Raw genomic sequence first — 25,643 nt, 5'->3', positions numbered from 1 at the left:
CGGCTACCTCACTCAGAGTAACTGGCCCATGTAGATGGCATTACTGCGCAGGATAGGGGTGAACCCCATACGCGTATAGAAGGCGCACACCTGCTCGTTCTGCAGGCTGACGCCAAGATGGACACCGCTGACCCCGGCGGCCCGCAGCGCCGCCAGCTCATGCTCAATCATCCGGCGACCCCAGCCCCCTTTCTGGGCGGCAGGCAGCAGGTTGATATGCAGATGCGCGGGCCAGCGGGTCACCAGCGTCTCCGCGGCCTGATCGGGCTGGCGGATGGCGTCGAGCACTTTACTGTCGAGCGGGGCGCTGGCGCTGCGGTCGCGATATTTCTCCTGAAGCTGCGGCCACCATTCGGCGTCGAGCTGGGCCTCAAACGCGCGGGTGTCAGGCACGGCCACAACGTAACCCTGCACCTCACCGTCACGCTCCAGCACAAAGGCGAAGTCAGGCGCAAACCGCGCGTAGGGCACGGCAAAACGCTGGCCGGGATAGTCGGGATCGGAGTAGAGCGCGCGGGCATCGCCACCGGCATCCGCTGTTTCCAGGCAGATACGGTAGAGCGCCGGGAAGTCCGCCGGCGTGGCCGGACGAATGACACCTTGATTCGCCATGGTGAAGTCTCATGAGTGAGTGAAACGGTCAGGGAGTAAACAGATCCACAGGATAAAGTTACGTTAATGAATGTGGACTTAGTTTTCAAGATAGAATAATTCCCTTATCGCACTAACGCTGACGGTTAAGCAATCTTTCACGGCGTCATGATGCACAACTGTGATCGCCAGCACGCCCGCAGGGCGGCGGCTGGCGGCAGATTCAGCGCCGGTAAAAAGAGAAAAGTGTGAGCGTGATAGGATTTTCGTATGGTTTATCAGGGTGTTATTTTGTCATTATAGCCTGGCGATCTCCTGCTGTGAAAAGCGCGCGGTGCACGCTGCCGCCGCGGTTAACAGGCGTCAGACCAGCGTGATGTGCTGATATTCACGCCAGGTTGCTGTTTATTTGCGCGCGCTCACAGCGTTGCAATTCCCGCGGCAGGTTGTTTGACTTTATTTTTTTATTAAAGTAAGTATGAATCAGTGCGTTTGTGTGCGGCTTCAGCCTGCAGGATGTCAGGCGGTGAGATGCAGGGATGCCGATTCTGGTCTGAAGAAGGTGAGCATAATGTCTGTTTCCTCCGTTCGTTCGTTCCGAATTCGCAATGTGGGTCGGCTGCTGGCAGCGGGCCTGCTGGCAGGCAGCGTCTCGCAGGCCGCCCACGCCGCCGTGACCCTTAATGAGTGGGATATCTACAACTATCCGCAGCAGACCGCCGCGGTGGATGAGGGGATCAAAGAGTTCTCTCAGCAGAATCCCGGCATTGTTATCAACCGCTCGGTGCACTCCTTTGAAGATACCCGCATCCCGCTTAAGCTGGCGCTGACCGCCGGTGACGGCCCGCAGATTGCGCAGGTCAACCAGGGCGGCGGGGATATGGGCTCGCTGGTTAAAGATAAGCTGCTGCTGCCGCTCGACAGCTACGCAGCCAGCTATGGCTGGACGACCCGTTTTCCGGACTCGATTCTGAAACGTAACCGCTGGTCAGACAGCGGTGAATTTGGCAGTGGCAAACTCTACGGCATCGCCAGCCTGGGGGAGATGGTCGGACTCTATTACAACAAAGCGCTGCTGGATAAAGCGGGCATTCCGGTGCCGAAAACGCTGGCAGAGCTGGAAAGCGCCATGGCGAAACTCAAATCGCAGGGCACCGCGCCGATGATGCTGGGGCTGCTGGACGGCAACATGGGCCAGCAGCTGCTCAGCACCCTGTGGCAGGCCCAGATCGAGAGCCGTGACCGCAAGACGCTGGATAACCTGATTTACGATGTGGGCGGCACCTTCAGGGACAGCAAGCTGGTCAACGCCGCCACCATGATGAAGAGCTGGACCGACAAAGGCTACTTCTTCCCCGGCTTCCAGGGCATTGGCCATGACGATGCCGCCACCCTGTTCCAGAACGGTCAGGCGGCGTTTCTGGTCAGTGGCACCTGGTACCTCGGCCAGTTCAAAGACAACAAAGATATTCACTTCGCGGCGATGCCTGCCGGTGAAGGTGTGAAGCAGCCGCTGATGGTGGGGGGCACCGATCTGGCGTTCTCCATCACCAGCACCGCCAAAGGCAAAGATCAGCAGGAGGGTGCGGCGAAGTTCATCAACTATATGGTCTCTGATGCCATGGCGAACCGCTGGCTGAAGGTCGGTTTCCTGCCCGCCAGCACCAACAAAGCGGCCACCATGCCGGCGGACAATCCGCTGCTGGCCGAAGCGTATCAGGTCTGGCTGACGCTCAATGAGTATGACGGTTTAGGTCATTACGTAGACTGGGCGACCCCGACCATGAATGCCGAGCTGAATCAGAATGTCCAGCTGCTGCTGGCGGGCCGTCAGACCGCCGATCAGATGGTGGTCAACTTTGATAACAACTATCAGCGTTACCTGAAAACCCTGAAACACTAAGCCGGAGGCCCGGCGAAGCGCCGGGCCTGAGCACTGTTCTGAGTCACGAGTAGGGTTATGTTGAATTTAAGCGGCTGGCGTAATTTTCTCTATGTGCTGCCTGCGGTGCTGGTCTATGCGGTATTTCTGCTCTTTCCGCTGCTGGCCTCGCTGGGCATCAGTTTTACCGAATGGGACGGCACCTCACTGCCGGTGTTCAGCGGCATCAGTAACTATATGCGGATGTTCAGCGATCCGGTGTTCTGGATTGCGCTGGGCAATAACGCCATCCTGATGCTGTTCTATACCCTGTTGCCTATCGGCGTTGGCCTGCTGCTGTGCAGTTTTCTCTATGAGACGCGCAACAACAAGGAACGCAGCGTCTTGCGCATTCTCTTTTTCCTGCCCTACATCATGCCGATGGCCGTGCTGGGGGTCGTGTGGCGCTGGCTCTATAACCCGGCGTTTGGCCCGATCGATCAGATACTGCGCGCCGTCGGCCTGCCGCAGCTGGCCCTGTCGTGGCTGGGCGATTTTACCTGGGCGCTGCCCGCGGTCGGTCTGGTCGCCACCTGGTACTTCTTCGGCTTCTGTCTGGTGCTGTTTATGGCGGGCCTGCAGCGTATGGACCCCTCCCTGCTGGAGGCGGCCGACCTGGATGGGTCGTCGCGCCGTCAGAAGTTTATGCGCATCACGCTGCCGGGTCTGCGACCCGAGCTGCGGATTGCCCTGCTGCTGACGGTGATCGCCAGCCTCAAAGCCTTCGACCTGGTCTATGTCATGACCCAGGGCGGGCCGGGCACCTCCACCATGGTCACCAACATCTTTATGTATAAGCAGGGCTTTGATCTGCACTACTTTGGCTATGCCTCGTCAGTGGCGGTGTTCAGCATGATCATTGTTCTGGGGATTAACTATCTGATCCATCTGGCCTTAAGGGAGCGTTACTGATGCGAAGCACGCCGGTCATTTCACGCGCGCTGATCTGGATCGTGGCGCTGATGACGATTCTGCCGTTTCTGATGGCGCTGATGACCTCATTCAAAACCCAGATGGAGCTGTTTCAGGGCGTCTTTACGCTGCCCGCCTCGCTTAATTTTAAAAATTACCTGACCGCGTGGCAGCAGGGACACTTCAGCGTCTACTTCCTTAACTCTGTGCTGGTGGTGATCCCGGTGGTGCTGTTCAGCGTGCTGCTGGGCATTCTGGCCGGATTTGGCTTTGCCTGGCTGAAGATCCCCGGCAAAAAGGTGATAGCCGCGATGCTGGCGCTGGGTATGGTGCTGCCGAGTGAGGCCTTTATCATTCCGCTCTATCACGAGCTGCGCTGGATGGGGCTGACCAACACCTATCTGGCGCTGATCCTGCCGCAGATTGCCCTGTCGCTGCCCTTTACCACGCTGATGATCGCCAGCGCCTTTCAGCAGGTGCCGAAAGAGCTGGTGGAGGCGGCGGTGATGGATGGCGCGTCGCGGGTCAAAATCCTGTGGGGCATTCTGGTGCCCGCTATCTGGCCGACCCTCTCCACGCTGGGGCTGCTGCTGTTTATCTGGACCTGGAATGAGTTCCTGATCCCGCTGATTCTGGTGAACAAAGATGAGCTGCGGACGCTGCCGATTGGCATGATGTTTTTCCAGAATAAAAATACCATCGACATTCCGGTGCTGATGGCGGGGGCGATGATTGTGATCATGCCGCTGATCCTGGTGTTCCTGATTTTCCAGCGCAAATTTATCAGCGGCGTGACGGAAGGGGCCGTGAAGTAATCTGTGACAGCCCGCACGAAACGGCGAACTGGCGGCCAGACAAAGGTTTTCTGCGCCGTTTCGTGCTGCAATTTTTCCTCCTCAAACCTGCGGGAGACGCACCATGCACCTTTCCCTTGCTGATTTTCATCCTGCCGCCGACGGCGAAACCCCGGACACCGCCGTGCTGCAGCGCGCCCTTGACCAGATTGCGGCGGCGGGCGGCGGCCGTCTGACACTGCCTGCCGGACGTTATCGCAGCGGCTGCCTGAATCTGCCCTCAGACATTGAGCTGCATCTCGACGCGGGTGCGGTGCTGATCGCCAGCCAGCAGCTGGCTGACTATCAGGCGGTGCAGGCGCTGAGCTGCGCGGAGAAATCCCACAACGTGCTGCTCTATGCGCTGGGCCAGCGCAATATCACCCTCAGCGGCACCGGCCGCATTGATGGTGAGGGTGACGCCTGGTTTGCCGCTGAGCGTGATGCACAGGGCTATCGCCTGCCGCACGCTGACCGGCCACGCCTGATTGTGTTTGAAGATTGTGAGCAGGTGACGCTGACCGGCTTTACGCTGGTGCAGGCACCGATGTGGACGGTCCATCTGGTGAGCTGCCGCCATGTGCATATCGATCACCTCACCATCGACAACGCCATGACGATGCCCAACACCGATGCGCTGGATATCGACAGCTGCGAAGCGGTGTTTGTCAGCAACAGCTATTTCAGCGCCGCCGACGATGCCATCTGTATCAAAACCACCCATAAACCCGCCGCACTGCGGCGGCCGGCGCGGCAGATTATGATCACCAACTGCCTGCTGCGCAGCTACAGCTGCGCCCTGAAGATTGGCACCGAAACCTGGGACGATGTGGAAGATGTCACGGTAACCGGCTGCACTATTTTTGATTCGAACCGGGGGATTGGCATTCTGTCGCGCGACGGCGGCGCCATGCGGCGTCTGCTGTTCAGTAATCTGACGTTTGCCTGTCACCACGCGCCGCCCTGTCACTGGGGCAAAGCCGATCCGCTGCATATTTCGGTACGCCGCCGCGATCCCGCCATCACACCCGGCGTCGTGGAGCAGGTGCAGTTCAGTACCATAACCGGCGTGGCCGAGGGGGCGATTAACCTGCATGCGGCAGAACCGGGCTGGATACGCGATGTGGTTATCAGCCAGATCCAGATGCAGCAGGCGGTGGCGTCATTGCCCCAGGGGCACTACGACATACGGCCGCCCTGCAACCCGGACGCCCCGACCGGCATGGGCCTGGATAACGCCTACCGGGTTGACCCGGCATCCGGTGAAGCATTTGGGGTTGAGCCCTATCCCGGCGGGCTGCCAGGGCTGTTTGCGCGCGGCGTAGAGAACCTGCACCTGCATAACCTGAACATCGTGCGGCCGGACCCCTTACCCGCAGGGTGGCATCCGGCGATGGTCGTCCGGCTACCGGAATAAGTGGCGCGGTGGTGAGAGGGCTGCCGCCGGGGGCGGGCGGCAGCGTGATTCACTTACAGTGCGGCGGCGATGGCCGCTCCCAGCTCTTCTGTACTGGCGCAGCCACCGAGGTCACGCGTCAGGTGCTCACCCGCCGCCAGCGTGCGTTCAATGGCGTCCAGAACCGCTTCGCCTGCCGCCTTGTAGCCGAGATGCTCCAGCATCATCGCACCGCACCAGATCTGGCCGATGGGATTGGCAATGCCTTTACCGGCGATGTCGGGCGCGGAGCCGTGAACCGGCTCAAACAGGCTGGGGAAGAGACCTTCCGGGTTGATGTTGGCGGAGGGGGCAATGCCGATGGTGCCGGTACAGGCCGGGCCAAGGTCAGAGAGGATATCGCCAAACAGGTTGCTGGCGACGACCACATCGAACCAGTCCGGGTGCAGCACGAAGTTGGCGGTGAGAATATCGATGTGATACTTATCGACGCGAACCTCCGGGAACTGGCCGGACATCGCGTCGACGCGGCTGTCCCAGTAAGGCATGGTGATGGCGATGCCGTTGGATTTGGTGGCCGAGGTCAGATGTTTCTTCGGCCGGCTCTGCGCCAGCTGATAGGCAAACTTCAGAATGCGATCGACGCCGGTGCGCGTCATCACCGTCTCCTGAATCACCACTTCCCGATCGGTGCCGGGGAACATGGTGCCCCCCACGCTGGAGTACTCGCCCTCGGTGTTTTCACGCACCACATAGAAGTCGATATCGCCCGGCTGGCGATTGGCCAGCGGCGCTTTGACGCCGGGCATCAGGCGCACCGGACGCAGGTTGACGTACTGGTCGAACTCGCGGCGGAACTGTAACAGCGACCCCCACAGGGAGACGTGGTCAGGCACCACCTCCGGCCAGCCGACGGCGCCAAAGTAGATGGCATCGAAGGTTTTCAGCTGCGGGAACCAGTCGTCAGGCAGCATTTTGCCGTGCTGCTGCCAGTACTCAGCGCTGGCGTAATCAAACCACTCCCAGCGCAGCGGAATGTTAAATTTTTCGGCGGCGGCATTCATCACGCGGACGCCTTCCGGCATCACTTCTTTACCGATACCGTCGCCGGGGATCACGGCAATACGATGGATTTTCTCAGTCACAGGGCACCTTTCCGGTTGATGTTCGAATTGTGACCGCAGTATAACTGTCGCTTCCGGGGAAATAATGAGTCTGAAACGCAAACCAGTGTTGAATAAAAGTAGAGAATCCCGCACCTCCACCGATGACCTGGCCTTCTTTGTTCGCCTGGCCGGGCTGGAGAGCCTGACCGCAGCGGCACGTGAGCTGGGCCTGTCGCTGGCGGCCGTCAGCAAACGTCTGAGCCAGCTGGAGCAGCGTCTGGGCGTGCAGCTGCTGCGCCGTACCACGCGACGGCTGGAGCTGACGCCGGAAGGCCACCGTTATCTGGCTGGTGCCCGCCCGCTGCTCGATCAGCTGGTGGCGCTGGAAGAGGCGGTCAGCGGTGAAACCGCTCAGCTGCGCGGCTCGCTGAATATCAACGCTTCATTCGGGTTTGGCCGTCGCCATATCGCGCCGTGCGTCTCCGCCTTTGCCGCGCTGCATCCGCAGCTTGCGCTGTCTCTACACCTCAGCAGCCAGCCGCTGAATTTTCTCGATGCGCACATCGATATCGATATTCGCGTCGGTGAGCCGCCCGACTCGCGGCTGGTGGCGCGTAAGCTGCGAACCAATCCGCGTATTCTCTGCTGTTCGCCCGCTTATGCTGCCCGGCACGGCCTGCCTGCGACGGTCAGCGAGCTGGCGGAACACAACTGCATTCTACTGCGTCAGCACGACAGCGATTTTACCCTGTGGCGACTGACCCGCGGTGAGCAGAGCATCAGCCAGAAGGTGCGCGGCAGCCTGATGACCAACGATGGCGAAGTGGCGATGCGGCTGGCGATGGATGGGCATGGCATTCTGCTGCGTTCCTGGTGGGATGCGCAGCACAGCCTCGCGGCGGGGGATCTGGTGCCGGTGTTGCCTGAATGGCAGGCACCCGATGGCGACATTTTTGCGGTCTGGCAGGCGCAGCGTCAGCTTCCGGCACGCGTGACGGCGTTCGTGGCGTTTCTGCAGCAGACGCTGCAGAAGGTGGAGGCGTAAAAAAGGCGGCATCGCTGCCGCCCTGCGTGTTATTTATCGATGCCCTGCACCAGCACCACGCGATAGTTCGCCCCTTTCAGACGGTGCGCTTTGGCAGCCTGATATTCCGGGCTGTCATACCAGGCGTGCGCCGCTTCGCGGGTCGGGAATTCCAGAATCACCACGCCTTCCGCTTCCGGACCTTCCAGCGTTTCCAGCGCGCCATAAAAGGCGAGCGGATTGATCGGATGATCGCCGCGTGCCTGGCCCGCTTTCTCAGAATAGGTGTTCATTTCGTCCTGGTTCAGGGTGTTATCACGAATAAATACGACGTATGCACTCACAGGTTAGCTCCTTACGCTTTTTTATCCTGGGTCTGGGTATCGAAGTCAGCAGCATCATGACGCTCATGCAGCTGATCGGCCGGGTCGCCCATGACACGATTGACCTTTCGGCCACGAATGACGGCGGGACGCTGCGCGATCTCTTTCGCCCAGCGCACCACATTTTTATAGGACTGCACATCCAGGAATTCCGCCGCGCCATACTGGTCATTCAGCACCATGTTGCCGTACCACGGCCAGGTGGCGATGTCAGCGATGGTGTAATCCTCACCGGCCAGATAGCGATGATCCGCCAGCTGGCGATCCAGCACGTCAAGCTGACGCTTCGCTTCCAGCGTGAAGCGGTTGATGGCGTACTCAATTTTTTCCGGCGCATAGTGATAGAAATGACCAAAACCGCCACCGAGATAAGGCGCAGAGCCCTGCAGCCAGAAGAGCCAGTTCAGGGTTTCTGTGCGGCCGGCAATATCTTTTGGCAGGAAGTAGCCATACTTTTCCGCCAGATAAAGCAGGATATTGCCCGACTCGAACACCCGCAGCGGCGGGGTGACGGAGTGATCGCTCAGCGCCGGGATTTTTGAGTTCGGATTCACGTCCACAAACCCGCTGGAGAACTGATCCCCGTCACCAATACGGATCAGCCAGGCATCATATTCTGCGTCGTTAACGTTCAGCGCCAGCAGCTCTTCCAGCAGGATCGTCACTTTCTGACCGTTCGGGGTGCCGAGTGAGTAGAGCTGTAAAGGGTGTTTACCGACCGGCAGCGCTTTTTCATGGGTAGGACCCGCGAACGGGCGATTGGTTTTCGCGCCGTTGCCTTTGGCTTCAGGATCCCAGTTCCAGACTGTTGCAGGCTGATATGCATTTTCCGACATAATAAACGTTCGCCTCGTGGTGTGATGTTTGTCTGGAGTGTAGCAGGTGCTGAAAAGGCGGTTTAACTCTGCTGGCTGCGTGAGGGCGCGCGGCAATCCGCTGATGTCTGGGCGATCGGGAAGATGAAAAAAGGAAAAACGGGGCGGGCATCGCCCCGGAGGATCACTGCCGGGCTGCATGGCTGCGGGGATCAGAGCAGTTCGCGCTCAATCCGTTCGCGGGTTTCAATGGCCTGAACCGACATCTTTTCCGGGTAGCCAAACAGCGAGGCCGCGATGATCGGCTCTCCGCCAACTTTGTAACGGCGTGTGGCAAAGCCAGTGTCGCGCAGGGTCTGGAAGAGGGTGTCGAAATCGACCTCACCTTCACCAACACCGACATGCTGATGAATAGTGGCGTCGACGCCTGGCGGATTGACGATGTAGCGGCAGTGGCGGGTGTGGTTCATGGTGTCGGCAATCAGCATATGGGAGAGATCGTCTCCGGCGTACTCCAGCATCGGTTTCACATCGCCTTTGCCTTTGTCATAGAAGAAGGTGTGCGGCGCACTGTAGATATACTTCACGTTATCGCTGCGGAACGACTTCACGATATCCACGGTTTCGTTGTTCTCTTCGCAGAAATCCCACGGATGCGCCTGAATTTCGACGCGTATTCCTTCACGTTCGAGGATCGGCAGCAGCTCCTCCATCGAGCGATAGAACATCTCTTCGCAGATTTCCGGCTCGTTTGGCGTGCCGGAGAGTTCGGTATTGATCACCGGTACTCCCATCTCAACCGCGATCTCAATCATCCGCTTCCAGTTCTTCACCGCCGCCTGACGACGCAGCTCATCCGGGCCGGACCAGCGATAGACGACGATAAACGAGGAGATCGCCAGGCCGGTCGCACGCAGCGCATTTTTATATTCGGTGATGATTTCGCGGCTGGCTTTGGGATGTTTATAAAACGGGTTGATCTGCGGATGCGGCGACTGTTCGATATATTGATATCCCCAGTCGGCGACCTGATGAACCATACGGGTGATGCCCAGCTCTTTAATCACATCCACATCAAAAGCGATTTTCATCTCTCTGCTCCGGCAAGGTTGAAGGAACGGTTCCTGAGTGAAGAGGACGCCTGTCTGCGCGCCGCTTTCGCACAAGCCTTTCACCGGTTTTAGCAAATGACTGTTTTAAAGAGAACGCAGAAAGAAACGGATGTTTCATTTTTGCGAAAGCGATCAACTTTGCGTGAGGTTTTCTATCAAATAAATGAGAGAAAAAGGGCGTGCCGGGATAGAGTATTATCGTCAGTCACCACAACAGAGCGTGAAGAGGGAGAAACAGGATGCCAAAAGTGACGATGACCGCCGTTGCACAGGCGGCGGGCGTGGGGGTAGCCACGGTGGATCGGGTGCTGAACCGTCGCGCACCGGTGCGCAGCGCCACAGAGCAGAAGGTGATGGCGGCCGCCAGATCGCTGGGCTATCAGCTGACACAGGCCCACAGCCAGCATATCGCGTCGCCCGCCGCGCAGGCGTTACGCTTTGGCTTTATCCTGCTGCCCGCGCGCTATTCGCTCTATCAGCAGCTGGGCGAGGCGCTGAAACAGCAGGCGGAACAGCAGCAGCCTGCGGGCAGTGAACCGGTCTTCTGCTGGCATGATATTCATGACGTGGAGGCGGTTGCCCGTTCAGTGCGGCAGCTGGCGCAGTGCTGCGACGTGATCGCGCTGGTGGCGCTGGATCATCCGCTGATTCGTCACGCGATTCAGGATGTTTCGCGGCTCGGCGTGCGGGTTTACGCCCTGTTCTCCGACTTCTCCGCCTGTGAACATGCAGGCTTTATCGGCATCGACAGCCAGAAGGCGGGACGCACTGCCGCCTGGATGGCCCGCCACCTGTTGCGCCGGCCAGGGTGCGTGGGCGTGCTGATCGGCGACCATCGCTTTACCTGTCAGGAGAGCAGCGAAATCAGTTTTCGCTCCTCCCTGCGCGAGTCGGGCATCAGCCAGCGCGTGCTGGAGCCGCTGAAAACGCACGAGACGGCAGAGGGGGGCTACCAGGCCACCCGGGCGCTGCTGGAGAGTCATGATGACCTGGTCATGATTTATGCCCCCTGCGGCGGCATTGAGGGCGTGGTGCAGGCGCTGCGTGAGAGCGGACGCACGCAGATTGACCTGGTGTGCCACGGCCCGCTGCCTGGCGACGAGCTGGCGCTGATTGACGGCACCATCACGCTGATGCTGCGCCATCGTATTGAGGCGATGGCCGAAGCGGTGGTCTCGGCCTGTCTGAACGGGCGGATGGAGCCGCGGGATCACTTTGCGCAGATTACCGTGCCCTTTGAGATCGTGACGCGGGAAAACCTGTAGAAAGAAGGTGTTAGCTTTTTAATGATAGAAAACTATCATAAAATGCGATTTTTAAAAGCGATCTCTATCAAAAAATGAAACTTTCATCGTTGTCTGAGATGAAACGTTTGTTTGATACTGCCGGCAGTTCTTACTGCAGAGGCAGACACGATGACCTTTCACATTGCTAATGCGCCCTGTAGCTGGGGCGTGGACGATCCCGCCAATCCCTGGCTGCCACCCTGGCAGAAAGTCCTGACCGAGGCCGCGCAGGCGGGCTATCCGGCCATCGAACTGGGGCCGTGGGGCTACCTGCCCACCGATCCGGCTGAGCTGACCCGGCAGCTCAATGCGCATCAGCTTTCGCTGGTGGCGGGCACGATCTTTGACGATCTGGTCAGTGAGGCCCATTTCCCCACCCTGGTGACGCTGACTCACAACCTCTGCCGCACGCTCGCCCGTGTCCCGACAGCAGCGAAAACCCCGGGAGCCAGCGCGCCCTATCTGGTGATTATCGACTTCGGCAATCCGGAACGGGCGAAATATGCCGGTCAGTCAGAGAAGGCCCCCCGGCTCTCCGCGGATGCGTGGCAGCGCATGATGCAGCACATCACCATTCTGAGCGACATTGCCTGGCGGGAGTATGGCGTACGGCCGGTGATCCATCCGCACGCGGGTGGCTGCATCGAATTCGCCGACGAGCTGGCGCAGCTGGTCAGGGATATTCCGCATCAGGTCGCGGGGCTGTGCCTGGATACCGGCCACCTCTGTTACGCCGGGATGGACCCGGTGGCGGCGCTGCAAAAGTACTGGACGCGCATCGACTATCTCCATTTTAAAGATGTGAATCTGCGGGTCTGGCAGGACGCCATCACGCGCGGAGTCGACTTCTTCACCGCCTGCGCGGAGGGCGTCATGTGCCCGCTGGGCCAGGGCGCAATCGACTATCCGGCCGTGCATGCGCTGCTGACGGAACGCCATTACCGCGGCTGGATCACCATTGAACAGGAGCGTGACCCACGCCATGCCGACACCAGCCTGCGCGATGTGAAAGCCAGCCTGGACTATCTCCGATCAACAGGATTCTGAGGGCAACAGCATGATTAACGGAAAAAAAGCGGCTAATCGCTCACTGCGCTGGGGGATGATCGGCGGCGGCGGCACCAGCCAGATCGGCTACATCCACCGTTCGGCGGCGCAGCGTGACGGTAACTTCACGCTGCTGGCGGGCGCCTTTGATATTGATGCCGGGCGCGGACGCGAGTTTGGTCAGGCGCTGGGCGTGGCGCCCGATCGCTGCTATCCCGATTACGCCAGCCTCTTCGCCGGCGAGGCTGCGCGGGAAGAGGGGATTGAAGCGGTGTCCATCGCCACGCCAAACAACACCCACTTTGCCATCTGTCGGGCAGCGCTGAATGCCGGACTGCATGTGGTGTGTGAGAAGCCGCTCTGTTTTACGGTCGACGAGGCCGATGAGCTGGAGCAGCTCAGCCGGGAGAAGCAGAAGATTATTGGCGTCACCTACGGCTACGCCGGACATCAGCTGATCCATCAGGCCAGAGAGATGATTGCGGCAGGGGCGCTGGGCGAGATTCGCATTGTGAACATGCAGTTTGCTCACGGTTTCCATAATGAGGCGGTGGAGCTGCAGAGTGAAAGTACCCGCTGGCGGGTAGACCCGCGTTTTGTCGGGCCGAGCTATGTATTAGGCGATCTGGCCACGCATCCGCTGTTTATCGCCGAAACCATGCTGCCACAGCTGAAGATGACGCGGCTGCTCTGTGCGCGCCAGAGCTTTGTCGCCTCACGCGCGCCGCTGGAGGATAACGCCTTTGTGATGATGGAGTATGACAACGGCGCGGTCGGCACGCTCTGGGCATCGGCGGTCAATGCCGGTTCCATGCACGGGCAGAAGATTCGCGTCGTTGGCGCGAAAGCCAGCCTGGAGTGGTGGGATGAGCAGCCCAACCAGCTGCGCTATGAAGTGCAGGGCGAGCCGGTGCGGATTCTGGAGCGTGGCATGGGCTATCTCACCCCGCGCGCGCTGGAAGAGGATCGCATCGGCGGCGGGCATCCGGAGGGACTGTTTGAGGCCTGGTCAAATCTCTATCGCCGCTTCGCGCTGGCGATGGACGCCACCGATCGCCGCGACACCGCTTTCCTGCAGGATTTCTGGTATCCCGATGTGCATGCCGGATTAACCGGCGTGCGCTGGGTCGCGCAGTGCGTGAAATCGGCAGAGGCGGGCGCGGTCTGGGTGCCGTGCGCGTGAGCGGCTGACAGGCTAGTCGAGCAGCGAGGGGTCGGCGGCGACCATCAGCGCTTTCATCTCCTCGAAATGCTGGCGTGAAAAGTCGGGTATCCCTTCCCAGGCACGCGCCGTCTTCTCCGCCACCGCGTCGCTGAGGATCTTCAGCGGCTGGCCGGTAGACCAGGCGGTCACGAGGATCTGACAGGCGCGCTCCAGCGTCCAGATATCGTCAAAGGCTTCGCCGATGTGTGCCGACGTGACCATCACGCCGTGATTGCCCATCAGCAGACGACTCTTGCCCGCCAGCAGACCCGCCAGCCGTGCACCTTCCTCGGCCGTGTCCGCCATGCCGCCGTACAGGGTGTCGATCGCCACACGGTTAAAGTAGCGGGCGGTATTCTGGTCGACCGGCGGGATATGTGGCTCAGCCAGGCAGGCGACGCTGGTGGTGTAAATCGGGTGGAGATGCAGCACCACGCGCGCCTCCGGCAGCCGCTGATGGATCTGACCGTGAATCGACCAGGCGGTGGCGTCCACGTCGTCGCGCTGCGCGCAGGCGGGGTCATCGGCGTTGAGCAGCAGCAGATCGCTGGCGCGGATGCGGGAAAAGTGCTTCCACTTCGGGTTAAGCAGAAACTGCCGGCCATCCGCAGAGACCGCCGCGCTGAAGTGATTTGCGACCGCCTCGTGCATGCCGAGATGCGCAATAATGCGAAAGGTCGCAGCAAGATCGATGCGGGTCTGTTCTTCAAATGAGAGCGCCATAAATCTCTCCTGATGGGGGTGAGAAAGGAAGGCGGGCGTCGGTTCGCTGACGCCCGCATCGGGATTACGGCGTCGGCATCAGGGTTTTAATATCCTCTGCGCTGGGTGCCTCAAAGTTATATTTCTTCAGCAGAGCGGCGTACTCCGGGGTTTTGCTGTACTTCTCCAGCCCGTCGATCAGCGCCTGCTTCACCTCATCGTTGCCTTTCTTCACGCCGAAACCGTTAAGCACCGGGTAGATCAGTGTTTCCGACGAGATCTGCACGCGGTTGCCCAGCTTCTGTACCACGCCGCGCGCGACGGCGGCGTCGGTGATCTGCGCTTCAACCGCATGCGAAAGCATCGCCTGGGTGGTCTGCGGATCGGTGGTGTATTCGCTGATGGCGATCGGCGGCTTGCCATTTTTCACGCAGTAGTCGGCTGAGAGCTTGTGCAGCTGCTGCAGCCAGGAGGTGGCACCCATTGAGCCAATTTTGTGACCACAAAATTCTTCCGGCGTTTTCGGCTGGTAGGCGGCCCCTTTCAGCGACAGGATCGCCTCACCGCTCTTGAGATAGGGGATCATATCGATCACCTTCAGACGCTCGGCGGTGATGTACATTGAGGAGTTGGTGATATCGAAACGGTTACCCTGCAGACCGGTAATCAGGTTGGGGAAGCGGGTGTCGAGGTTAACCGCCTGTCGGCCCATCACTTTTGCCAGCCCGTCGAGAAACTCGATGTCGAAGCCCGCCGGTTTATTGTTCTCAATGTACTCATAAGGGAAGAAGGTCATGTCAGAGCCGGCGATAATTTTTCCCGGCTGCTGGAACGCCGACGCGCTAAACGACCCCAGCGCGATGCTGGCGGCTAAAAAAGTCAGGGCAACAGATTTCATAAAGCCTCCGTGGTGGCGGTTACGCGCGGGCAGGATCGGTTCCGGCCTGCTGGACAAAAAAGGATGCGCCGCTCGGTTTCTGCGGCAGACGGAACTCATTAACGGTACTGCGCACCATGCCGCTCTCTTCGCCTGCGACCAGGGTGCCGGCATCCCGGCTTGGCAGCGGGTTTTCGCCAAAGGGCAGCGCATCTTCCGCCGCGTAGACGGCGATAAACAGCGTGCGCGGCACCCCGGTCTCGTTCGGGCTGGAGGCGTGCAGCAGGCGGGTATGCATAAAGCAGACCGAACCGGGCGGGCCGAAACAGGCCGCAGGCTGCGAACACGCCGCCCCGACCACGCTTTTATCGACCGCGCCGGTGAAACGGCCGTTTTGCCAGTGAGAGTAGAGCGGCCCTTTGTGGCTGCCCGGCACCACGTTCAGCGGACCGTTTTCCGGCGTCACTTCACTCACCATCAGCAGCGCGGTGACGATGTCGTCGTTGCTGTGCGGCGTAAAGAGAAAATCCTGATGCCACTCCACTTTGGTCGCGGTGTGCGGCAGCTTGGAGTTGATCTTACTGTGGTGAAAGCGTGCGCCCTGACTGCCGGTGAGCTGACCGGCGATCTGCGCCATACGCGACTGAAGCGCGGCGTGGCGATAGGCGGCGGAAATCTCCGTTGGCGAGCTGACGCGGCGCAGCGACGGATGGTCGGCGCGGTGATCCTCTTCCAGATCGAAACGCGCGCGGCCATCCAGCGTTTCGCCCCAGGCCGCCTGATGAGTGCGGCTCTCTTCCACCCAGCCATCAAAGTCCTGCTGCAGCGCGGCGATGTCGTCGGCGCTGAGGACATTCTCCACCACCAGAAAACCCTGCTGGTGATACTGCTCTACCTGCCACTGCTCGATCATGATTTTCCCCTCGTGCGGATAAATGGGTTAAGCCAGAGAAACATCCTTCAGAAAGGCTTCCACGCGCGGATGCTCTCCGCTGCGCATTGCCTGAGGCGCGTCATCACAGATCACACGCCCTTTTTCCATAAATACGATGCGGTCAGAGACCTTAAAGGCGAAGTTCATCTCGTGGGTCACGATCACCATCGTGATGCCTTCGTGCGCCAGGGTTTCGATCACCTGCAACACCTCATTGACCTTTTCCGGATCGAGCGCGGAGGTCGGCTCATCAAACAGCATGATCTGCGGGCGCATCATCAGGGCGCGGGCGATTGCCACGCGCTGCTGCTGGCCGCCGGAGAGCTGGTGCGGATATTTCCATGCGTGATCCAGCATGCCTACTTTGTGCAGCAGCTCGCAGGCGTGCTGTTTGAGTTCATCGCGCGAGGCCAGCCGGTGATAGCGCGGGGCCAGCATCAGGTTGTCGAGGACGCTGAGATGCGGGAACAGGTTAAAGCTCTGGAACACCATGCCGATGCTGAGGCGGTGCTCGGCATGCTCAATGAAGCGCGGCTTCTGCTCGCCCTGCTGGCTGAGATGGATAAAGGGCTGGCCGTTAATGCGGATTTCGCCATTATCGATCTGCTCCAGCCCGTTCAGCAGGCGGATCAGCGTGGTTTTGCCGGAGCCGGACGGTCCGATGACCGACACTACTTCACCCGGCTGGATTTGCAGGCTGACCGCCCCCAGCACCTCAACGTTGTTATAGGCTTTATGCAGCCGTGACGCCTGCAGCGCCGGGCCACTGCTCTGCGCCACCGGACGGGCGAGCGGGGTGGCCGCGCAACGCTGCGCCAGGGCATAGAGCGCGTCATCCACCTTGCCAGCCGGGCGGCGCTGGGTAACGTCGAGATAGCGCTCCAGCTGTTTCAGCAGAAAATCGAACACCGTGACAATCAGCACGTAGTAGCAGGCGACCGCCGCCATGGTTTCCATGACCAGGAAGTTCTGCGAATAGAGGCGCTGGCCGACCATCAGGATCTCGGTCAGGGAGATCACCGATACCAGCGAGCTGAGCTTCACGATGGCGATATATTCGTTTGCCAGCGCGGGCAGGGCGACGCGCACCGCCTGCGGAATAATAATGCGCCATTGGATACCGGCGAAGCGCAGCCCCAGGGCACGGGCGGCCTCACTCTGGCCTTTTGGAATAGAGAGCAGCCCGCCGCGGTGAATTTCAGCGATGTAGGCACTTTCGCTGAGCACCATGGCGATCAGGCCCGCCCAGAAGGGATCGCTGAGCAGGGCGGAGGTGCCCGGTGCGGCCTGCGGCAGGTTGTAGACAAAAATCAGCAGCACCAGCAGCGGCAGACTGCGGAACAGCCAGATATAGCCGCGAGCTGGCAGGCTGAACACCAGGCGGTTCGACTGCTTTGCCAGCGCGAGCACAAATCCCACGACGATACTGATGCCCCAGGTGAGTAAACTCAGTTTTATGACGGTCCAGCTCGCCAGCCAGAATTCGGCGTCGCTGAACAGGCTGAACATATAGTTCCAGTTAAAAGTCATGAGGCATTTCACTCGCTTAAATAACGCGAATTTCAGAAATAAAAATTCGCCGCTGTCGATTGATTGACACTATGGCGGCAGCGGCTAATTTGAGGCAATTAGTAAATTGCTGCCTTCAGACTTTAAAAAAACTATCCAGTAAAAAAAGAGGGCGCGAAACATACATGGCGCTGATTAATTTAAACAGGGAATCTTTTCTATACGGGAAATTCAATTGTCTCCTCTGTCTGCTCTGAAAAAGAGCAGCCCTGAGCCAAAATGAGGCAATAAAAAAATTAAGGCGTATGGGTGACAAAATAAAACCGCTTCCGGCCATGAAATATCAGTCACAAAGCGAATGAAGCGATCCGCGTCGCGTCCGGGGGCGCTGCCCGTTTACGGGGCGCAGGAGTGGCATGACCCTTGCAGCAGAAGAGAACCTGCCAGAAAGTGCGCCAGTCGAGCGCGCTAACAGAGATAATTTATGATGCGATTCACGCTGAAACAGCTTAAGTACTTCGTCACGGTGGTCGAAACCGAGAGCATCGCCGAAGCGTCACGCCAGCTGCATATCGCGCAGCCCTCTATCTCCATTGCCATTAAAAACCTCGAAGATACCTTTGACCAGCAGCTGTTTATCCGCCACCACGCTCAGGGCGTCTCTCTGACGCCGGGCGGTCGCCGTTTCTACGAGAAGGCGCGCGATCTGCTGCGCCTCTCCTATGAGTTTGAACAGAACTCGCGCGCCGAGCATCAACTGGTTTCCGGCACTATCGCCGTCGGCTGCTTTGAGTCGGCCGCGCCGCTCTATCTGCCCAGACTCATTGCCGGGTTTAAAAAAATCTATCCCGATATCACCATTGAACTCTATGACGGCGAGCAGCATGAGCTGATGCATGGGCTGCACCGCGGCCGTTTCGATCTGGCGTTTCTCTACGATCTCGATCTTGACCACTCCATCAAAAAAGAGCCGCTGAACGCGCCGCATCGCCCCTATGCGCTGCTGCCCGCCGCGCATCCGCTGGCGAGTCAGGCGACGGTGACGCTGCAGCAGCTGAGCCGCGAACCAATGATCCTGCTGGATGCGATTCCGAGCAAAAATTACTTTATCCGCATCTTTAAAGAGAAGGGCTACCATCCCGACGTCGCCTATAGCTCGCCGTCGATTGAGATGGTGCGCTGCATGGTGGGCCAGGGATTAGGTTTTTCCGTGCTGGTGACGCGCCCCTGTTCTGATATAACCTATGACGGGCAGCAATTAATTCATCTTGAGATAGAAGATGAGATGGCGGACTCGACGCTCATTATGGCTTACCTGCAAAATAATGAGCCAACCCGACCGGCGCAATTATTTATGGAGTATTGTCGTCGCGCCGAACTTTTTCCGGTTGCGGCGCGTTAATAATGCGCCTGGCGCGCAGCCTAATAAATTCCTATGCAGGTGTTAGCTTTATAATATTTTACCCGCTCTGTCGGCTCAAATAGTCTTGGAAACCTCTCCTATGGTGAATATATCAGCCGGCGGCTGGTTGAAGGACGCGGAAATGACAGAGATGAAAACAGAAATTGATACCCTGGTGATTGGCGCCGGGCAGGCGGGTGTCGCCATGAGCGAACACCTGAGCCGCCTCGACGTTCCGCATCTGGTGCTGGAGAAAAACCGTATCGCCGAGGCCTGGCGCAGCGGACGCTGGGATTCGCTGGTGGCCAACGGCCCCGCCTGGCACGATCGTTTTCCCGGTATGGCCTTTCCGGGATGCGAACCCGACAGCTTCGTCGCCAAAGAGAAGGTGGCGGACTACTTCGTCGCCTATGCAGAGAAGTTTCACGCGCCGATCCGCACCGGCGTCGAGGTGCTGCACGTGGCACGCAACAGCGGGCGCGCAGGCTTTACCGTGCGCACCTCGGAGGGCGTCATTGAAGCGCAGCGCATCGTCGCGGCCACCGGCCCCTTTCAGAAGCCGGTCATTCCGCCAGTCGCGCCGGAGAGCGACCGTCTGACACAGCTTCACTCGGCGGACTATCGCAATCCGCAGCAGCTGCCGGAGGGGGGCGTGCTGGTCATCGGGGCAGGCTCTTCCGGCGTGCAGATCGCCGATGAGCTGCAGCGCGCCGGAAAAACCGTCTACCTCTCCGTGGGTCCGCACGATCGTCCACCGCGCGCCTATCGTCAGCGCGACTTCTGCTGGTGGCTCGGCGTACTGGGCATGTGGGATGCGGCGGCCAGCCAGCCGGGCAAAGAGCACGTCACTATCGCGGTAAGCGGGGCGCGCGGCGGCCATACGGTGGATTTCCGCGCCCTGGCGCACCAGGGAGTGAATCTGGTGGGCATGACGCAGGCGTTCGACGGCGACATGGTGCGCTTTCAGCCCGACCTTGCGCAGAACATCGCGCGCGGCGACGCCAGCTATCTGGCGCTGCTGGATGCGGCGGATGCCTGGATTGCCCGCAACGGACTCGATCTGCCGGAAGAGCCGGAGGCGCGTCACTTTATGCCCGATCCCCACTGTGTGACTCATCCGCTCAGCGAACTCGACCTTGCCCGCGCGGGCGTGACCAGCCTCATCTGGGCGACCGGCTATGTGGCGGATTACAGCTGGCTGGCGGTCGACGCTTTCGATGAGAAAGGGAAACCGCAGCACCATCGTGGCGTATCCACCGAGCCGGGCGTCTACTTTCTCGGCCTGCCCTGGCTCTCCCGCCGCGGCTCTACCTTTATCTGGGGCGTGTGGCACGACGCAAAATATATCGCTGACCAGATTGCGATTCAGCGCCAGTACCAGCACTACCCGACCGCGTCGTCCTTATAAACCGAGCAGGAGAGCAATGATGCCAACCCATACCCGCATCCGCATGTTCAATACCAAAGAGACCTATCCCAACCAGGCGCTCGACAACGATCTCTGTCAGGCCGTGCGTGCAGGCAATACCGTTTATGTACGCGGCCAGGTCGGCACCGACTTCGACGGTAATCTGGTCGGGCTGGGGGAGCCTGGCGTGCAGGCGGCACAGGCGATGAAGAACGTGAAGCAGCTGCTGGAAGAGGCGGGCAGCGACCTGTCGCATATTGTGAAAACCACCACTTATATCACCGATCCGCGCTTCCGCGAGCCGGTCTATCTGGAAGTCGGTAAATGGCTGAAGGGCGTTTTCCCGATCTCGACCGGGCTGGTGGTTTCGGCGCTGGCGCAGCCGCAGTGGCTGATGGAGATCGACGTGATTGCGGTGATCCCGGATAACTGGCACGGCCAGGAGGCGCAATGACCCTTTCAATAAGTGCGCGTTGCGAAGAGAGCGGGCAGCTGGGCGTTGCCATCAGCTCCTCCAGCATTGCGGTCGGGGCACGCTGCCCCTGGCTGCAGGCGGGGACGGGGGCGGTCTCCAGCCAGAATATTACGCTGCCCGCACTGGGACAGCAGATTCTGGCGCAGCTGGAAGCGGGTGCCTCAGCGCAGGAGGCGCTGAGGCTGGCCCTGGCGGAGGATCGCTTCAGTGAGTATCGTCAGGTCACGGTAATCGATTCCGGCGGTGAGGTGGCCCACTTCAGCGGCAGCGAAACCCTGGGCGTCTGGAAGGTCGCGCAGGGAGAAAACTGCGTGGCGGCGGGCAATATGCTGGCCGACGGCGCGGTGATCGACGCGATGATTGCGGCCTTTCACGCCTCCTCCGGCGAGCTGACCAGCCGGCTGATCGCCGCACTGCAGGCGGGGATTGCGCGAGGCGGCGAGGCGGGGCCGGTACACTCTGCTGCCGTGAAGGTGGTGGATGACTACACCTGGCCGCTGGTGGATCTGCGGGTGGACTGGGCCGACGAGGATCCGGTCGGCGAGCTGTCACGCCTGTGGCTCGCCTACGAGCCGCAGATGGAGGCCTACGTGACGCGCGCCCTCGACCCGCGCGAGGCACCGGCCTACGGCGTGCCAGGCGATGAATAGCGCGCTGCGCGAGACGCTCTCGGCCCTGCTCGCCTTCGATACCACCAGCCGCGAATCGAACCTGGCGCTGATCGCCTTTATCCGTGACGCCCTGGCACAGCGCGGCATGACGGCTGAGCTTTTTTATAACGAGAGCGGAACGAAAGCTAACCTGTATGCACGACTGGGACCGGCGGGCGATGGCGGCGTGCTGCTGTCGGGGCACACCGACGTGGTGCCGGTCGAGGGTCAGCGCTGGACGGTTCCCCCCTTTGCACTGACGGAGCGCGACGGACGCTGCTATGGCCGCGGCAGCGCCGACATGAAAGGGTTCATCGCCTGCGTGCTCGTGTCGCTGGATCGCTTCCTGGCGCAGCCGCTGCGTATGCCGCTCCATCTGGCGTTTTCCTATGACGAAGAGGTGGGCTGCCTGGGCGTGCGTTCGCTGGTGGCGCACCTGCGAGCGTCGCCGGAGAGACCGGCGCTCTGCATTATCGGCGAACCGACGAATATGCAGCCGGTTTATGGTCATAAGGGGAAGGTGGCGATGCGCTGTCAGGTGCGAGGCCACGCCTGCCATTCCGCCTATGCGCCTTCCGGCGTCAACGCTATTGAGCAGGCGGCGAAGCTGATTAACCACATCACTCGCGTCGGTACGGCGCTGCAGCAGACGCAGGATGCGCGGTTCGATCCACCGTTCAGCACGCTGCAGGTCGGCACGATTCAGGGGGGACGGCGCTGAATATTGTGCCGCAGGATTGTCAGTTCGATTTTGAGCTGCGCACGCTGCCCACGGCCGATGCCGGGGCGGTGCTGGAGGATATTGCGGCCTTTGCGCGTCATCAGCTGCTGCCCGCTATGCGGGAGAAGGCACCCGAGAGCGATATTGCTTTTGAGCCGCTGGGTGCCTATCCCGGTCTGTTAACCGATCCACAGAGCGACTTCGCCCGCTGGCTGGCTGACTGGAGCGGCAGCGAGGCCTTCTCTACCGTGGCCTTTGGCACGGAAGGGGGGTTATTTAATGAGGTGGGGATCGCCACGCTGATTTGCGGGCCGGGCAGTATGGCACAGGGACATAAAGCGGATGAGTTTGTCGCGGTGGCGCAGCTTGAACGCTGCATGGCGATGCTGGGTCATCTCTGCGACTGGATGCGTGCGGCGTAATGGCATGTGGCGCGTGTATTGAACGTTCGATAACGGGTTCGCTCTGAAAAGCAAAAACCCAGCCATAGGCTGGGTTCTTTAAATATGGTGCCCGAACCCGGAATCGAACCAGGGACACGGGGATTTTCAATCCCCTGCTCTACCGACTGAGCTATTCGGGCAACGGGGCGCATTAAACCGTAAAGGCCGCAGGCCGTCAACGGCTTTCACTAAAAAACCCCGGAAAACGTGTCTGATTGCCTGCTTTTCAGTCAAAAGGGGTAAAACCTCAGGCCAGCGCCCCGTTTTTGCGGCACAGCGCGATGTTGTAAACATCTTCCGCCAGGCGCTGAGCGGTGGCGACATCCTGCACGTTGCGCTTCACCAGCAGCTTGCTCAGGCAGCCTTCAAGAATCAGCTCCATCTGGTCGGCGACCATGCTGGGGTTATCCAGACCCTGTTCCACCAGAATCTCATGGGTAAACTGCCAGGAGCCGCGTTTCTGCTGCTCGGCCAGCTGGTGAATGGGCTGATCGGGCTGCGGGTAGAAGCTGCAGGCGGCGATAAACAGGCAGCCCGGAAAACGCCCTTTGCTGACCTGTTCACTCAGGACTTCATAGCGTGCCATCAGTTTCTGATCTGCCGACAGCGACGCATCCAGCAGGATCTGGCGACGCCAGGTTTCAATCTGCTGCCCGTGATAGCGCAGCGCATCGTAGAGCAGGGCGTCGCGGTCGGGCCAGAACAGCCGGAGCTGCTCTGAAGGTAATCCGGAACCCGCCAGGTTTTCCAATGAGAGGGTGGCGGCGAGGCCGTTCTGTTCAAGCACATTCAATGCATGCTCGAGTATCTGTTCACGCTGCAAGTGACTCTCCTCTGGTATGCAGGCCCGGCTGTTTTACCGGGCAATGACCTGACTCCAGTGTTGTTTACGGGGTAAGTTTCTGCAAATGCGCGCGGAAATCAGCGGCATCCAGAAACCCGGTGATACGCGAACCGGGGATTTCCCGGCCCTGCGCATCAAAGAACAGAATTGTGGGTAAGCCCAGTACCTGAAGATGCTGTAACAGTGCGTTGTCGCGGGCGTTGTTGTCGGTGACGTTGGCCTGCATTAGCTGCACCTGACGCAGGCTATCGCGCACGGCGCGGTCACTGAAGGTATATTTTTCAAACTCTTTACAGGCGACGCACCAGTCAGCATAGAGATCGACCATCGTGATGCGACCGCGGGCCTGCTGCAGCGCACTGTCGAGCTGCTGCGGCGTCTGAAGGGTCTGGAACGGCAGGGGGGTTACCGCCTGCTGCGTGGCCGGATCGCCAAAGGCCCAGTCCTGCAAGGGTCGCGCACTGATCAGCGCAGCGGCCAGCATGACAATCTGCACGACGCGCCACTTTCCGCTGCTGGCACGCAGGCTGAGGCTGAACGCCCAGCCAAAGAACGCCACGCCAAGCAGACTCCAGAGCCGCCATCCCCAGGCCTCGCCCACGATGCGCTCCAGCAGGAACACCGGCAGCGCCAGGATGACAAACCCGAAGCCCTCCTTGACGGTCTGCATCCACGGGCCGCTTTTCGGCAGCAGGCGGTTACCAAACAGGGTCACGGCGATCAGTGGCAGCCCCATCCCGACGGCATAGAGCCACAGCGTACCGGCGCCGGCCCACAGATTTCCGCTCTGCGCGATGTAGAGCAGAATGGCGCTGAGCGGAGCCGTAGTGCAGGGCGAGCAGATCAATCCCGCCAGCGCTCCCATAAGGAAGACGCCGGGCAGCGATCCGCCCCGCTGGCGATTGCTCCACAGGGTCAGGCGGGTTTGCAGGCTGGCGGGCAGTTGCAGGGTAAACAGGCCAAACATGGAGAGAGCCAGCACGATAAACAGCAGCGAGAGCGTGATGAGCACCCAGGGATGCTGCAGGGCGGCCTGGAAACGCAGACCGGCTGCGGCGACCACCACGCCCAGCAGCGTGTAGGTCAGCGCCATCCCCTGCACGTAGACCATCGCCAGGGCAAACAGGCGTCCCAGCGAATAATGGCGCTGGCCGCCCAGGATAATGCCGGCGATCAGCGGGTACATCGGCAGCACGCAGGGCGTAAAGGCGACGCCGATGCCGATCAGCAACGCCCACAGTGGCGAAAAGGGTAGCGGACTGGCGGAGGCGGGCTGAACCTCAGCCTTAGCGCTGGCGGACGCTGGCGGGCTGTCTGCGGCTACCGCATTCAGCGGCACGGATCGCGTCTCCGGCGGGTAGCAGAAGCCGGCAGCCGCACAGCCCTGATAAGTCACGCTGAGCGTGGCACCCGGGCCTGCCTGTTGCAGCGTCACCGGCAGCGTCAGATCCTGCGGATAGATCTCACTCTTGCCGAAAAATTCATCTTCATGCGGCTCTCCGGCAGGCAGCGTCAGCGGTGCGAGGGTCGCATTCTTTGGCGTGATGTGAATCTGCTGGCGATAGAGGTAATAGCCTGACTTCACTTTCCAGTGCAGGTTGAGCTGCGCACCCTGCTGGTCGAAATCAAACGTAAAGGCCTGATTGACGGGCACAAAGCGGCCGGTCGCCGGACTGGAAAAGAGGGAAGCGTGCGCCTGCAGACAGACAAACAGCGTCAGCAGAAGCGTTATTAAGCGAGAGATGCGTGCAGCCATGACAAGTATTCACTGTCTCCATGTTGAACCGGCAGTGCCAGCAGTTCGGGCACGTCGTAAGGGTGCGCGGCTTTAAGCAGATCGCACAGTGCCTGCTGATGATCGCTGTCGCACTTCAGCAGCATCTGCACTTCACTGCTCTGCTCAATCCGGCCCTGCCAGCGATAGCAGGAGGTCGCGCCGGGCAGCAGGGTGACGCAGGCCGCCAGCCTGGCTTCCAGCGCCAGGGTCGCAAGCTGTTGCGCCGTGGCCTGATCGGGGGCAGTACAGAGGATAACGACGGCATTCATCC

At 60.2% G+C, this 25,643-nt stretch carries 24 protein-coding genes, 1 tRNA gene and 1 pseudogene; 13 read left to right on the top strand and 13 right to left on the bottom strand.

The features are described 5' to 3' along the window. Positions 1 to 12: 12 nt before the first annotated feature. Positions 13 to 612: a GNAT family N-acetyltransferase gene (locus HFD92_RS10500; RefSeq protein WP_046101048.1), complete on the bottom strand. Its 600-nt coding sequence runs from the start codon at positions 610 to 612 to the stop codon at positions 13 to 15. A 550-nt stretch (positions 613 to 1,162) separates the two neighbouring features. Between HFD92_RS10500 and HFD92_RS10495 the strand changes: the two genes are divergently transcribed. From HFD92_RS10495 to HFD92_RS10480, 4 genes are all read left to right on the top strand, one after another. Further along, complete coding sequence (locus tag HFD92_RS10495) at positions 1,163 to 2,494, top strand: extracellular solute-binding protein (protein ID WP_009092535.1); 1,332 nt, start codon at positions 1,163 to 1,165, stop codon at positions 2,492 to 2,494. Positions 2,495 to 2,551: 57 nt separating this feature from the next. Beyond that, positions 2,552 to 3,424 carry a carbohydrate ABC transporter permease gene (locus tag HFD92_RS10490; protein ID WP_009092534.1) on the top strand — a complete coding sequence of 291 codons (873 nt, stop codon included), beginning with the start codon at positions 2,552 to 2,554 and terminating at the stop codon, positions 3,422 to 3,424. Continuing rightward, the gene (locus HFD92_RS10485; RefSeq protein ID WP_009092533.1) at positions 3,424 to 4,239 is read left to right on the top strand and encodes a carbohydrate ABC transporter permease; all 816 of its coding nucleotides are present in this window, start codon (positions 3,424 to 3,426) and stop codon (positions 4,237 to 4,239) included. The genes HFD92_RS10490 and HFD92_RS10485 overlap by 1 nt, the downstream gene beginning before the upstream one ends. Positions 4,240 to 4,342: 103 nt before the next feature. Beyond that, positions 4,343 to 5,674, top strand: coding sequence for a glycoside hydrolase family 28 protein (locus tag HFD92_RS10480; protein ID WP_140922748.1), 1,332 nt, complete (start codon positions 4,343 to 4,345; stop codon positions 5,672 to 5,674). A gap of 53 nt (positions 5,675 to 5,727) precedes the next feature. On the opposite strand, the gene HFD92_RS10475 is transcribed toward HFD92_RS10480, so the two are convergent. Next, the gene (locus HFD92_RS10475) at positions 5,728 to 6,798 is read right to left on the bottom strand and encodes a tartrate dehydrogenase (RefSeq protein WP_009092530.1); all 1,071 of its coding nucleotides are present in this window, start codon (positions 6,796 to 6,798) and stop codon (positions 5,728 to 5,730) included. 64 nt (positions 6,799 to 6,862) lie between these two features. Between HFD92_RS10475 and HFD92_RS10470 the strand changes: the two genes are divergently transcribed. After that, entirely contained in the window at positions 6,863 to 7,804 is a 942-nt protein-coding gene (locus tag HFD92_RS10470; protein ID WP_111208277.1) for a LysR family transcriptional regulator, read from the top strand. Positions 7,805 to 7,833: 29 nt separating this feature from the next. Here HFD92_RS10470 and HFD92_RS10465 read toward each other — a convergent pair whose 3' ends face one another. The 3 genes from HFD92_RS10465 to HFD92_RS10455 form a co-directional block, all read right to left on the bottom strand. Then, positions 7,834 to 8,127: a DUF1330 domain-containing protein gene (locus HFD92_RS10465; RefSeq protein ID WP_009092527.1), complete on the bottom strand. Its 294-nt coding sequence runs from the start codon at positions 8,125 to 8,127 to the stop codon at positions 7,834 to 7,836. Positions 8,128 to 8,138: 11 nt separating this feature from the next. After that, positions 8,139 to 9,002, bottom strand: a complete 864-nt coding sequence (gene yghU / locus HFD92_RS10460) for a glutathione-dependent disulfide-bond oxidoreductase (RefSeq protein ID WP_009092525.1) — start codon at positions 9,000 to 9,002, stop codon at positions 8,139 to 8,141. Between the two features lie 191 nt (positions 9,003 to 9,193). After that, positions 9,194 to 10,072, bottom strand: a complete 879-nt coding sequence (locus tag HFD92_RS10455) for a sugar phosphate isomerase/epimerase family protein (protein ID WP_009092524.1) — start codon at positions 10,070 to 10,072, stop codon at positions 9,194 to 9,196. A 260-nt stretch (positions 10,073 to 10,332) separates the two neighbouring features. Between HFD92_RS10455 and HFD92_RS10450 the strand changes: the two genes are divergently transcribed. From HFD92_RS10450 to HFD92_RS10440, 3 genes are all read left to right on the top strand, one after another. After that, the gene (locus HFD92_RS10450; protein ID WP_058957027.1) at positions 10,333 to 11,358 is read left to right on the top strand and encodes a LacI family DNA-binding transcriptional regulator; all 1,026 of its coding nucleotides are present in this window, start codon (positions 10,333 to 10,335) and stop codon (positions 11,356 to 11,358) included. A 150-nt stretch (positions 11,359 to 11,508) separates the two neighbouring features. Next, positions 11,509 to 12,426, top strand: a complete 918-nt coding sequence (locus HFD92_RS10445; protein WP_009092521.1) for a TIM barrel protein — start codon at positions 11,509 to 11,511, stop codon at positions 12,424 to 12,426. Between the two features lie 10 nt (positions 12,427 to 12,436). Next, positions 12,437 to 13,609 (top strand): Gfo/Idh/MocA family protein, encoded by a 1,173-nt coding sequence (locus tag HFD92_RS10440; RefSeq protein ID WP_111208276.1) that lies wholly within the window; start codon positions 12,437 to 12,439, stop codon positions 13,607 to 13,609. Between the two features lie 12 nt (positions 13,610 to 13,621). Here the strand turns inward: HFD92_RS10440 and HFD92_RS10435 are convergent, their stop codons facing one another. The 4 genes from HFD92_RS10435 to HFD92_RS10420 all read right to left on the bottom strand — a co-directional run bounded on the left by HFD92_RS10435 (position 13,622) and on the right by HFD92_RS10420 (position 17,673). Next, positions 13,622 to 14,353, bottom strand: coding sequence for a class II aldolase and adducin N-terminal domain-containing protein (locus HFD92_RS10435; protein ID WP_009092519.1), 732 nt, complete (start codon positions 14,351 to 14,353; stop codon positions 13,622 to 13,624). A gap of 64 nt (positions 14,354 to 14,417) precedes the next feature. Then, the gene (locus tag HFD92_RS10430; RefSeq protein WP_009092518.1) at positions 14,418 to 15,230 is read right to left on the bottom strand and encodes a transporter substrate-binding domain-containing protein; all 813 of its coding nucleotides are present in this window, start codon (positions 15,228 to 15,230) and stop codon (positions 14,418 to 14,420) included. Between the two features lie 19 nt (positions 15,231 to 15,249). Continuing rightward, the gene (locus HFD92_RS10425; protein WP_111208275.1) at positions 15,250 to 16,122 is read right to left on the bottom strand and encodes a phytanoyl-CoA dioxygenase family protein; all 873 of its coding nucleotides are present in this window, start codon (positions 16,120 to 16,122) and stop codon (positions 15,250 to 15,252) included. Positions 16,123 to 16,149: 27 nt separating this feature from the next. Next, the gene (locus HFD92_RS10420) at positions 16,150 to 17,673 is read right to left on the bottom strand and encodes an amino acid ABC transporter permease/ATP-binding protein (protein WP_167428900.1); all 1,524 of its coding nucleotides are present in this window, start codon (positions 17,671 to 17,673) and stop codon (positions 16,150 to 16,152) included. Positions 17,674 to 18,136: 463 nt separating this feature from the next. Between HFD92_RS10420 and HFD92_RS10415 the strand changes: the two genes are divergently transcribed. The 5 genes and pseudogenes from HFD92_RS10415 to argE all read left to right on the top strand — a co-directional run bounded on the left by HFD92_RS10415 (position 18,137) and on the right by argE (position 22,730). Further along, positions 18,137 to 19,054, top strand: a complete 918-nt coding sequence (locus HFD92_RS10415) for a LysR substrate-binding domain-containing protein (protein WP_167428899.1) — start codon at positions 18,137 to 18,139, stop codon at positions 19,052 to 19,054. Between the two features lie 142 nt (positions 19,055 to 19,196). Beyond that, a complete protein-coding gene (locus tag HFD92_RS10410; RefSeq protein WP_167428898.1) occupies positions 19,197 to 20,462 on the top strand; it encodes an NAD(P)/FAD-dependent oxidoreductase in 1,266 nt (421 codons plus the stop codon). A 19-nt stretch (positions 20,463 to 20,481) separates the two neighbouring features. Beyond that, positions 20,482 to 20,916: a RidA family protein gene (locus tag HFD92_RS10405; RefSeq protein WP_009092511.1), complete on the top strand. Its 435-nt coding sequence runs from the start codon at positions 20,482 to 20,484 to the stop codon at positions 20,914 to 20,916. Beyond that, complete coding sequence (locus HFD92_RS10400; protein WP_046101061.1) at positions 20,913 to 21,587, top strand: DUF1028 domain-containing protein; 675 nt, start codon at positions 20,913 to 20,915, stop codon at positions 21,585 to 21,587. Before HFD92_RS10405 ends, HFD92_RS10400 begins: the two co-directional genes overlap by 4 nt. Beyond that, a pseudogene (gene argE, locus HFD92_RS10395) lies at positions 21,580 to 22,730 on the top strand (acetylornithine deacetylase). Before HFD92_RS10400 ends, argE begins: the two are co-directional and overlap by 8 nt. A gap of 85 nt (positions 22,731 to 22,815) precedes the next feature. On the opposite strand, the gene HFD92_RS10390 reads toward argE, so the two are convergent. The 4 genes from HFD92_RS10390 to cutA form a co-directional block, all read right to left on the bottom strand. Next, positions 22,816 to 22,891 (bottom strand) — tRNA-Phe (locus HFD92_RS10390). A 107-nt stretch (positions 22,892 to 22,998) separates the two neighbouring features. Continuing rightward, entirely contained in the window at positions 22,999 to 23,574 is a 576-nt protein-coding gene (locus HFD92_RS10385; RefSeq protein ID WP_046101062.1) for a transcriptional regulator, read from the bottom strand. Positions 23,575 to 23,638: 64 nt separating this feature from the next. Then, positions 23,639 to 25,351 carry a protein-disulfide reductase DsbD gene (locus tag HFD92_RS10380; protein ID WP_111208271.1) on the bottom strand — a complete coding sequence of 571 codons (1,713 nt, stop codon included), beginning with the start codon at positions 25,349 to 25,351 and terminating at the stop codon, positions 23,639 to 23,641. Further along, positions 25,327 to 25,641 carry a divalent cation tolerance protein CutA gene (gene cutA, locus HFD92_RS10375; protein WP_167428897.1) on the bottom strand — a complete coding sequence of 105 codons (315 nt, stop codon included), beginning with the start codon at positions 25,639 to 25,641 and terminating at the stop codon, positions 25,327 to 25,329. Before cutA ends, HFD92_RS10380 begins: the two co-directional genes overlap by 25 nt. Between the last annotated feature and the right edge of the window lie 2 nt (positions 25,642 to 25,643).

The sequence above is a fragment of the Pantoea sp. EKM101V genome (assembly GCF_011800325.1).
GTDB classification, from domain to species: Bacteria; Pseudomonadota; Gammaproteobacteria; order Enterobacterales; family Enterobacteriaceae; genus Pantoea; species Pantoea anthophila.
Note: the sequence above shows the minus strand (reverse complement) of the source record. Positions and strands in the feature narration are given on the sequence as shown.

Bases quoted from the DNA above. Each gene is read 5' to 3' on its own strand.
- HFD92_RS10500 (WP_046101048.1), bottom strand. From the start codon at position 612: ATGGCGAATCAAGGTGTCATTCGTCCGGCCACGCCGGCGGACTTCCCG.
- HFD92_RS10495 (WP_009092535.1), top strand. From the start codon at position 1,163: ATGTCTGTTTCCTCCGTTCGTTCGTTCCGAATTCGCAATGTGGGTCGG.
- HFD92_RS10490 (WP_009092534.1), top strand. From the start codon at position 2,552: ATGTTGAATTTAAGCGGCTGGCGTAATTTTCTCTATGTGCTGCCTGCG.
- HFD92_RS10485 (WP_009092533.1), top strand. From the start codon at position 3,424: ATGCGAAGCACGCCGGTCATTTCACGCGCGCTGATCTGGATCGTGGCG.
- HFD92_RS10480 (WP_140922748.1), top strand. From the start codon at position 4,343: ATGCACCTTTCCCTTGCTGATTTTCATCCTGCCGCCGACGGCGAAACC.
- HFD92_RS10470 (WP_111208277.1), top strand. From the start codon at position 6,863: ATGAGTCTGAAACGCAAACCAGTGTTGAATAAAAGTAGAGAATCCCGC.
- yghU (WP_009092525.1), bottom strand. From the start codon at position 9,002: ATGTCGGAAAATGCATATCAGCCTGCAACAGTCTGGAACTGGGATCCT.
- HFD92_RS10455 (WP_009092524.1), bottom strand. From the start codon at position 10,072: ATGAAAATCGCTTTTGATGTGGATGTGATTAAAGAGCTGGGCATCACC.
- HFD92_RS10450 (WP_058957027.1), top strand. From the start codon at position 10,333: ATGCCAAAAGTGACGATGACCGCCGTTGCACAGGCGGCGGGCGTGGGG.
- HFD92_RS10445 (WP_009092521.1), top strand. From the start codon at position 11,509: ATGACCTTTCACATTGCTAATGCGCCCTGTAGCTGGGGCGTGGACGAT.
- HFD92_RS10440 (WP_111208276.1), top strand. From the start codon at position 12,437: ATGATTAACGGAAAAAAAGCGGCTAATCGCTCACTGCGCTGGGGGATG.
- HFD92_RS10435 (WP_009092519.1), bottom strand. From the start codon at position 14,353: ATGGCGCTCTCATTTGAAGAACAGACCCGCATCGATCTTGCTGCGACC.
- HFD92_RS10430 (WP_009092518.1), bottom strand. From the start codon at position 15,230: ATGAAATCTGTTGCCCTGACTTTTTTAGCCGCCAGCATCGCGCTGGGG.
- HFD92_RS10425 (WP_111208275.1), bottom strand. From the start codon at position 16,122: ATGATCGAGCAGTGGCAGGTAGAGCAGTATCACCAGCAGGGTTTTCTG.
- HFD92_RS10420 (WP_167428900.1), bottom strand. From the start codon at position 17,673: ATGACTTTTAACTGGAACTATATGTTCAGCCTGTTCAGCGACGCCGAA.
- HFD92_RS10415 (WP_167428899.1), top strand. From the start codon at position 18,137: ATGATGCGATTCACGCTGAAACAGCTTAAGTACTTCGTCACGGTGGTC.
- HFD92_RS10410 (WP_167428898.1), top strand. From the start codon at position 19,197: ATGACAGAGATGAAAACAGAAATTGATACCCTGGTGATTGGCGCCGGG.
- HFD92_RS10405 (WP_009092511.1), top strand. From the start codon at position 20,482: ATGCCAACCCATACCCGCATCCGCATGTTCAATACCAAAGAGACCTAT.
- HFD92_RS10400 (WP_046101061.1), top strand. From the start codon at position 20,913: ATGACCCTTTCAATAAGTGCGCGTTGCGAAGAGAGCGGGCAGCTGGGC.
- HFD92_RS10380 (WP_111208271.1), bottom strand. From the start codon at position 25,351: ATGGCTGCACGCATCTCTCGCTTAATAACGCTTCTGCTGACGCTGTTT.
- cutA (WP_167428897.1), bottom strand. From the start codon at position 25,641: ATGAATGCCGTCGTTATCCTCTGTACTGCCCCCGATCAGGCCACGGCG.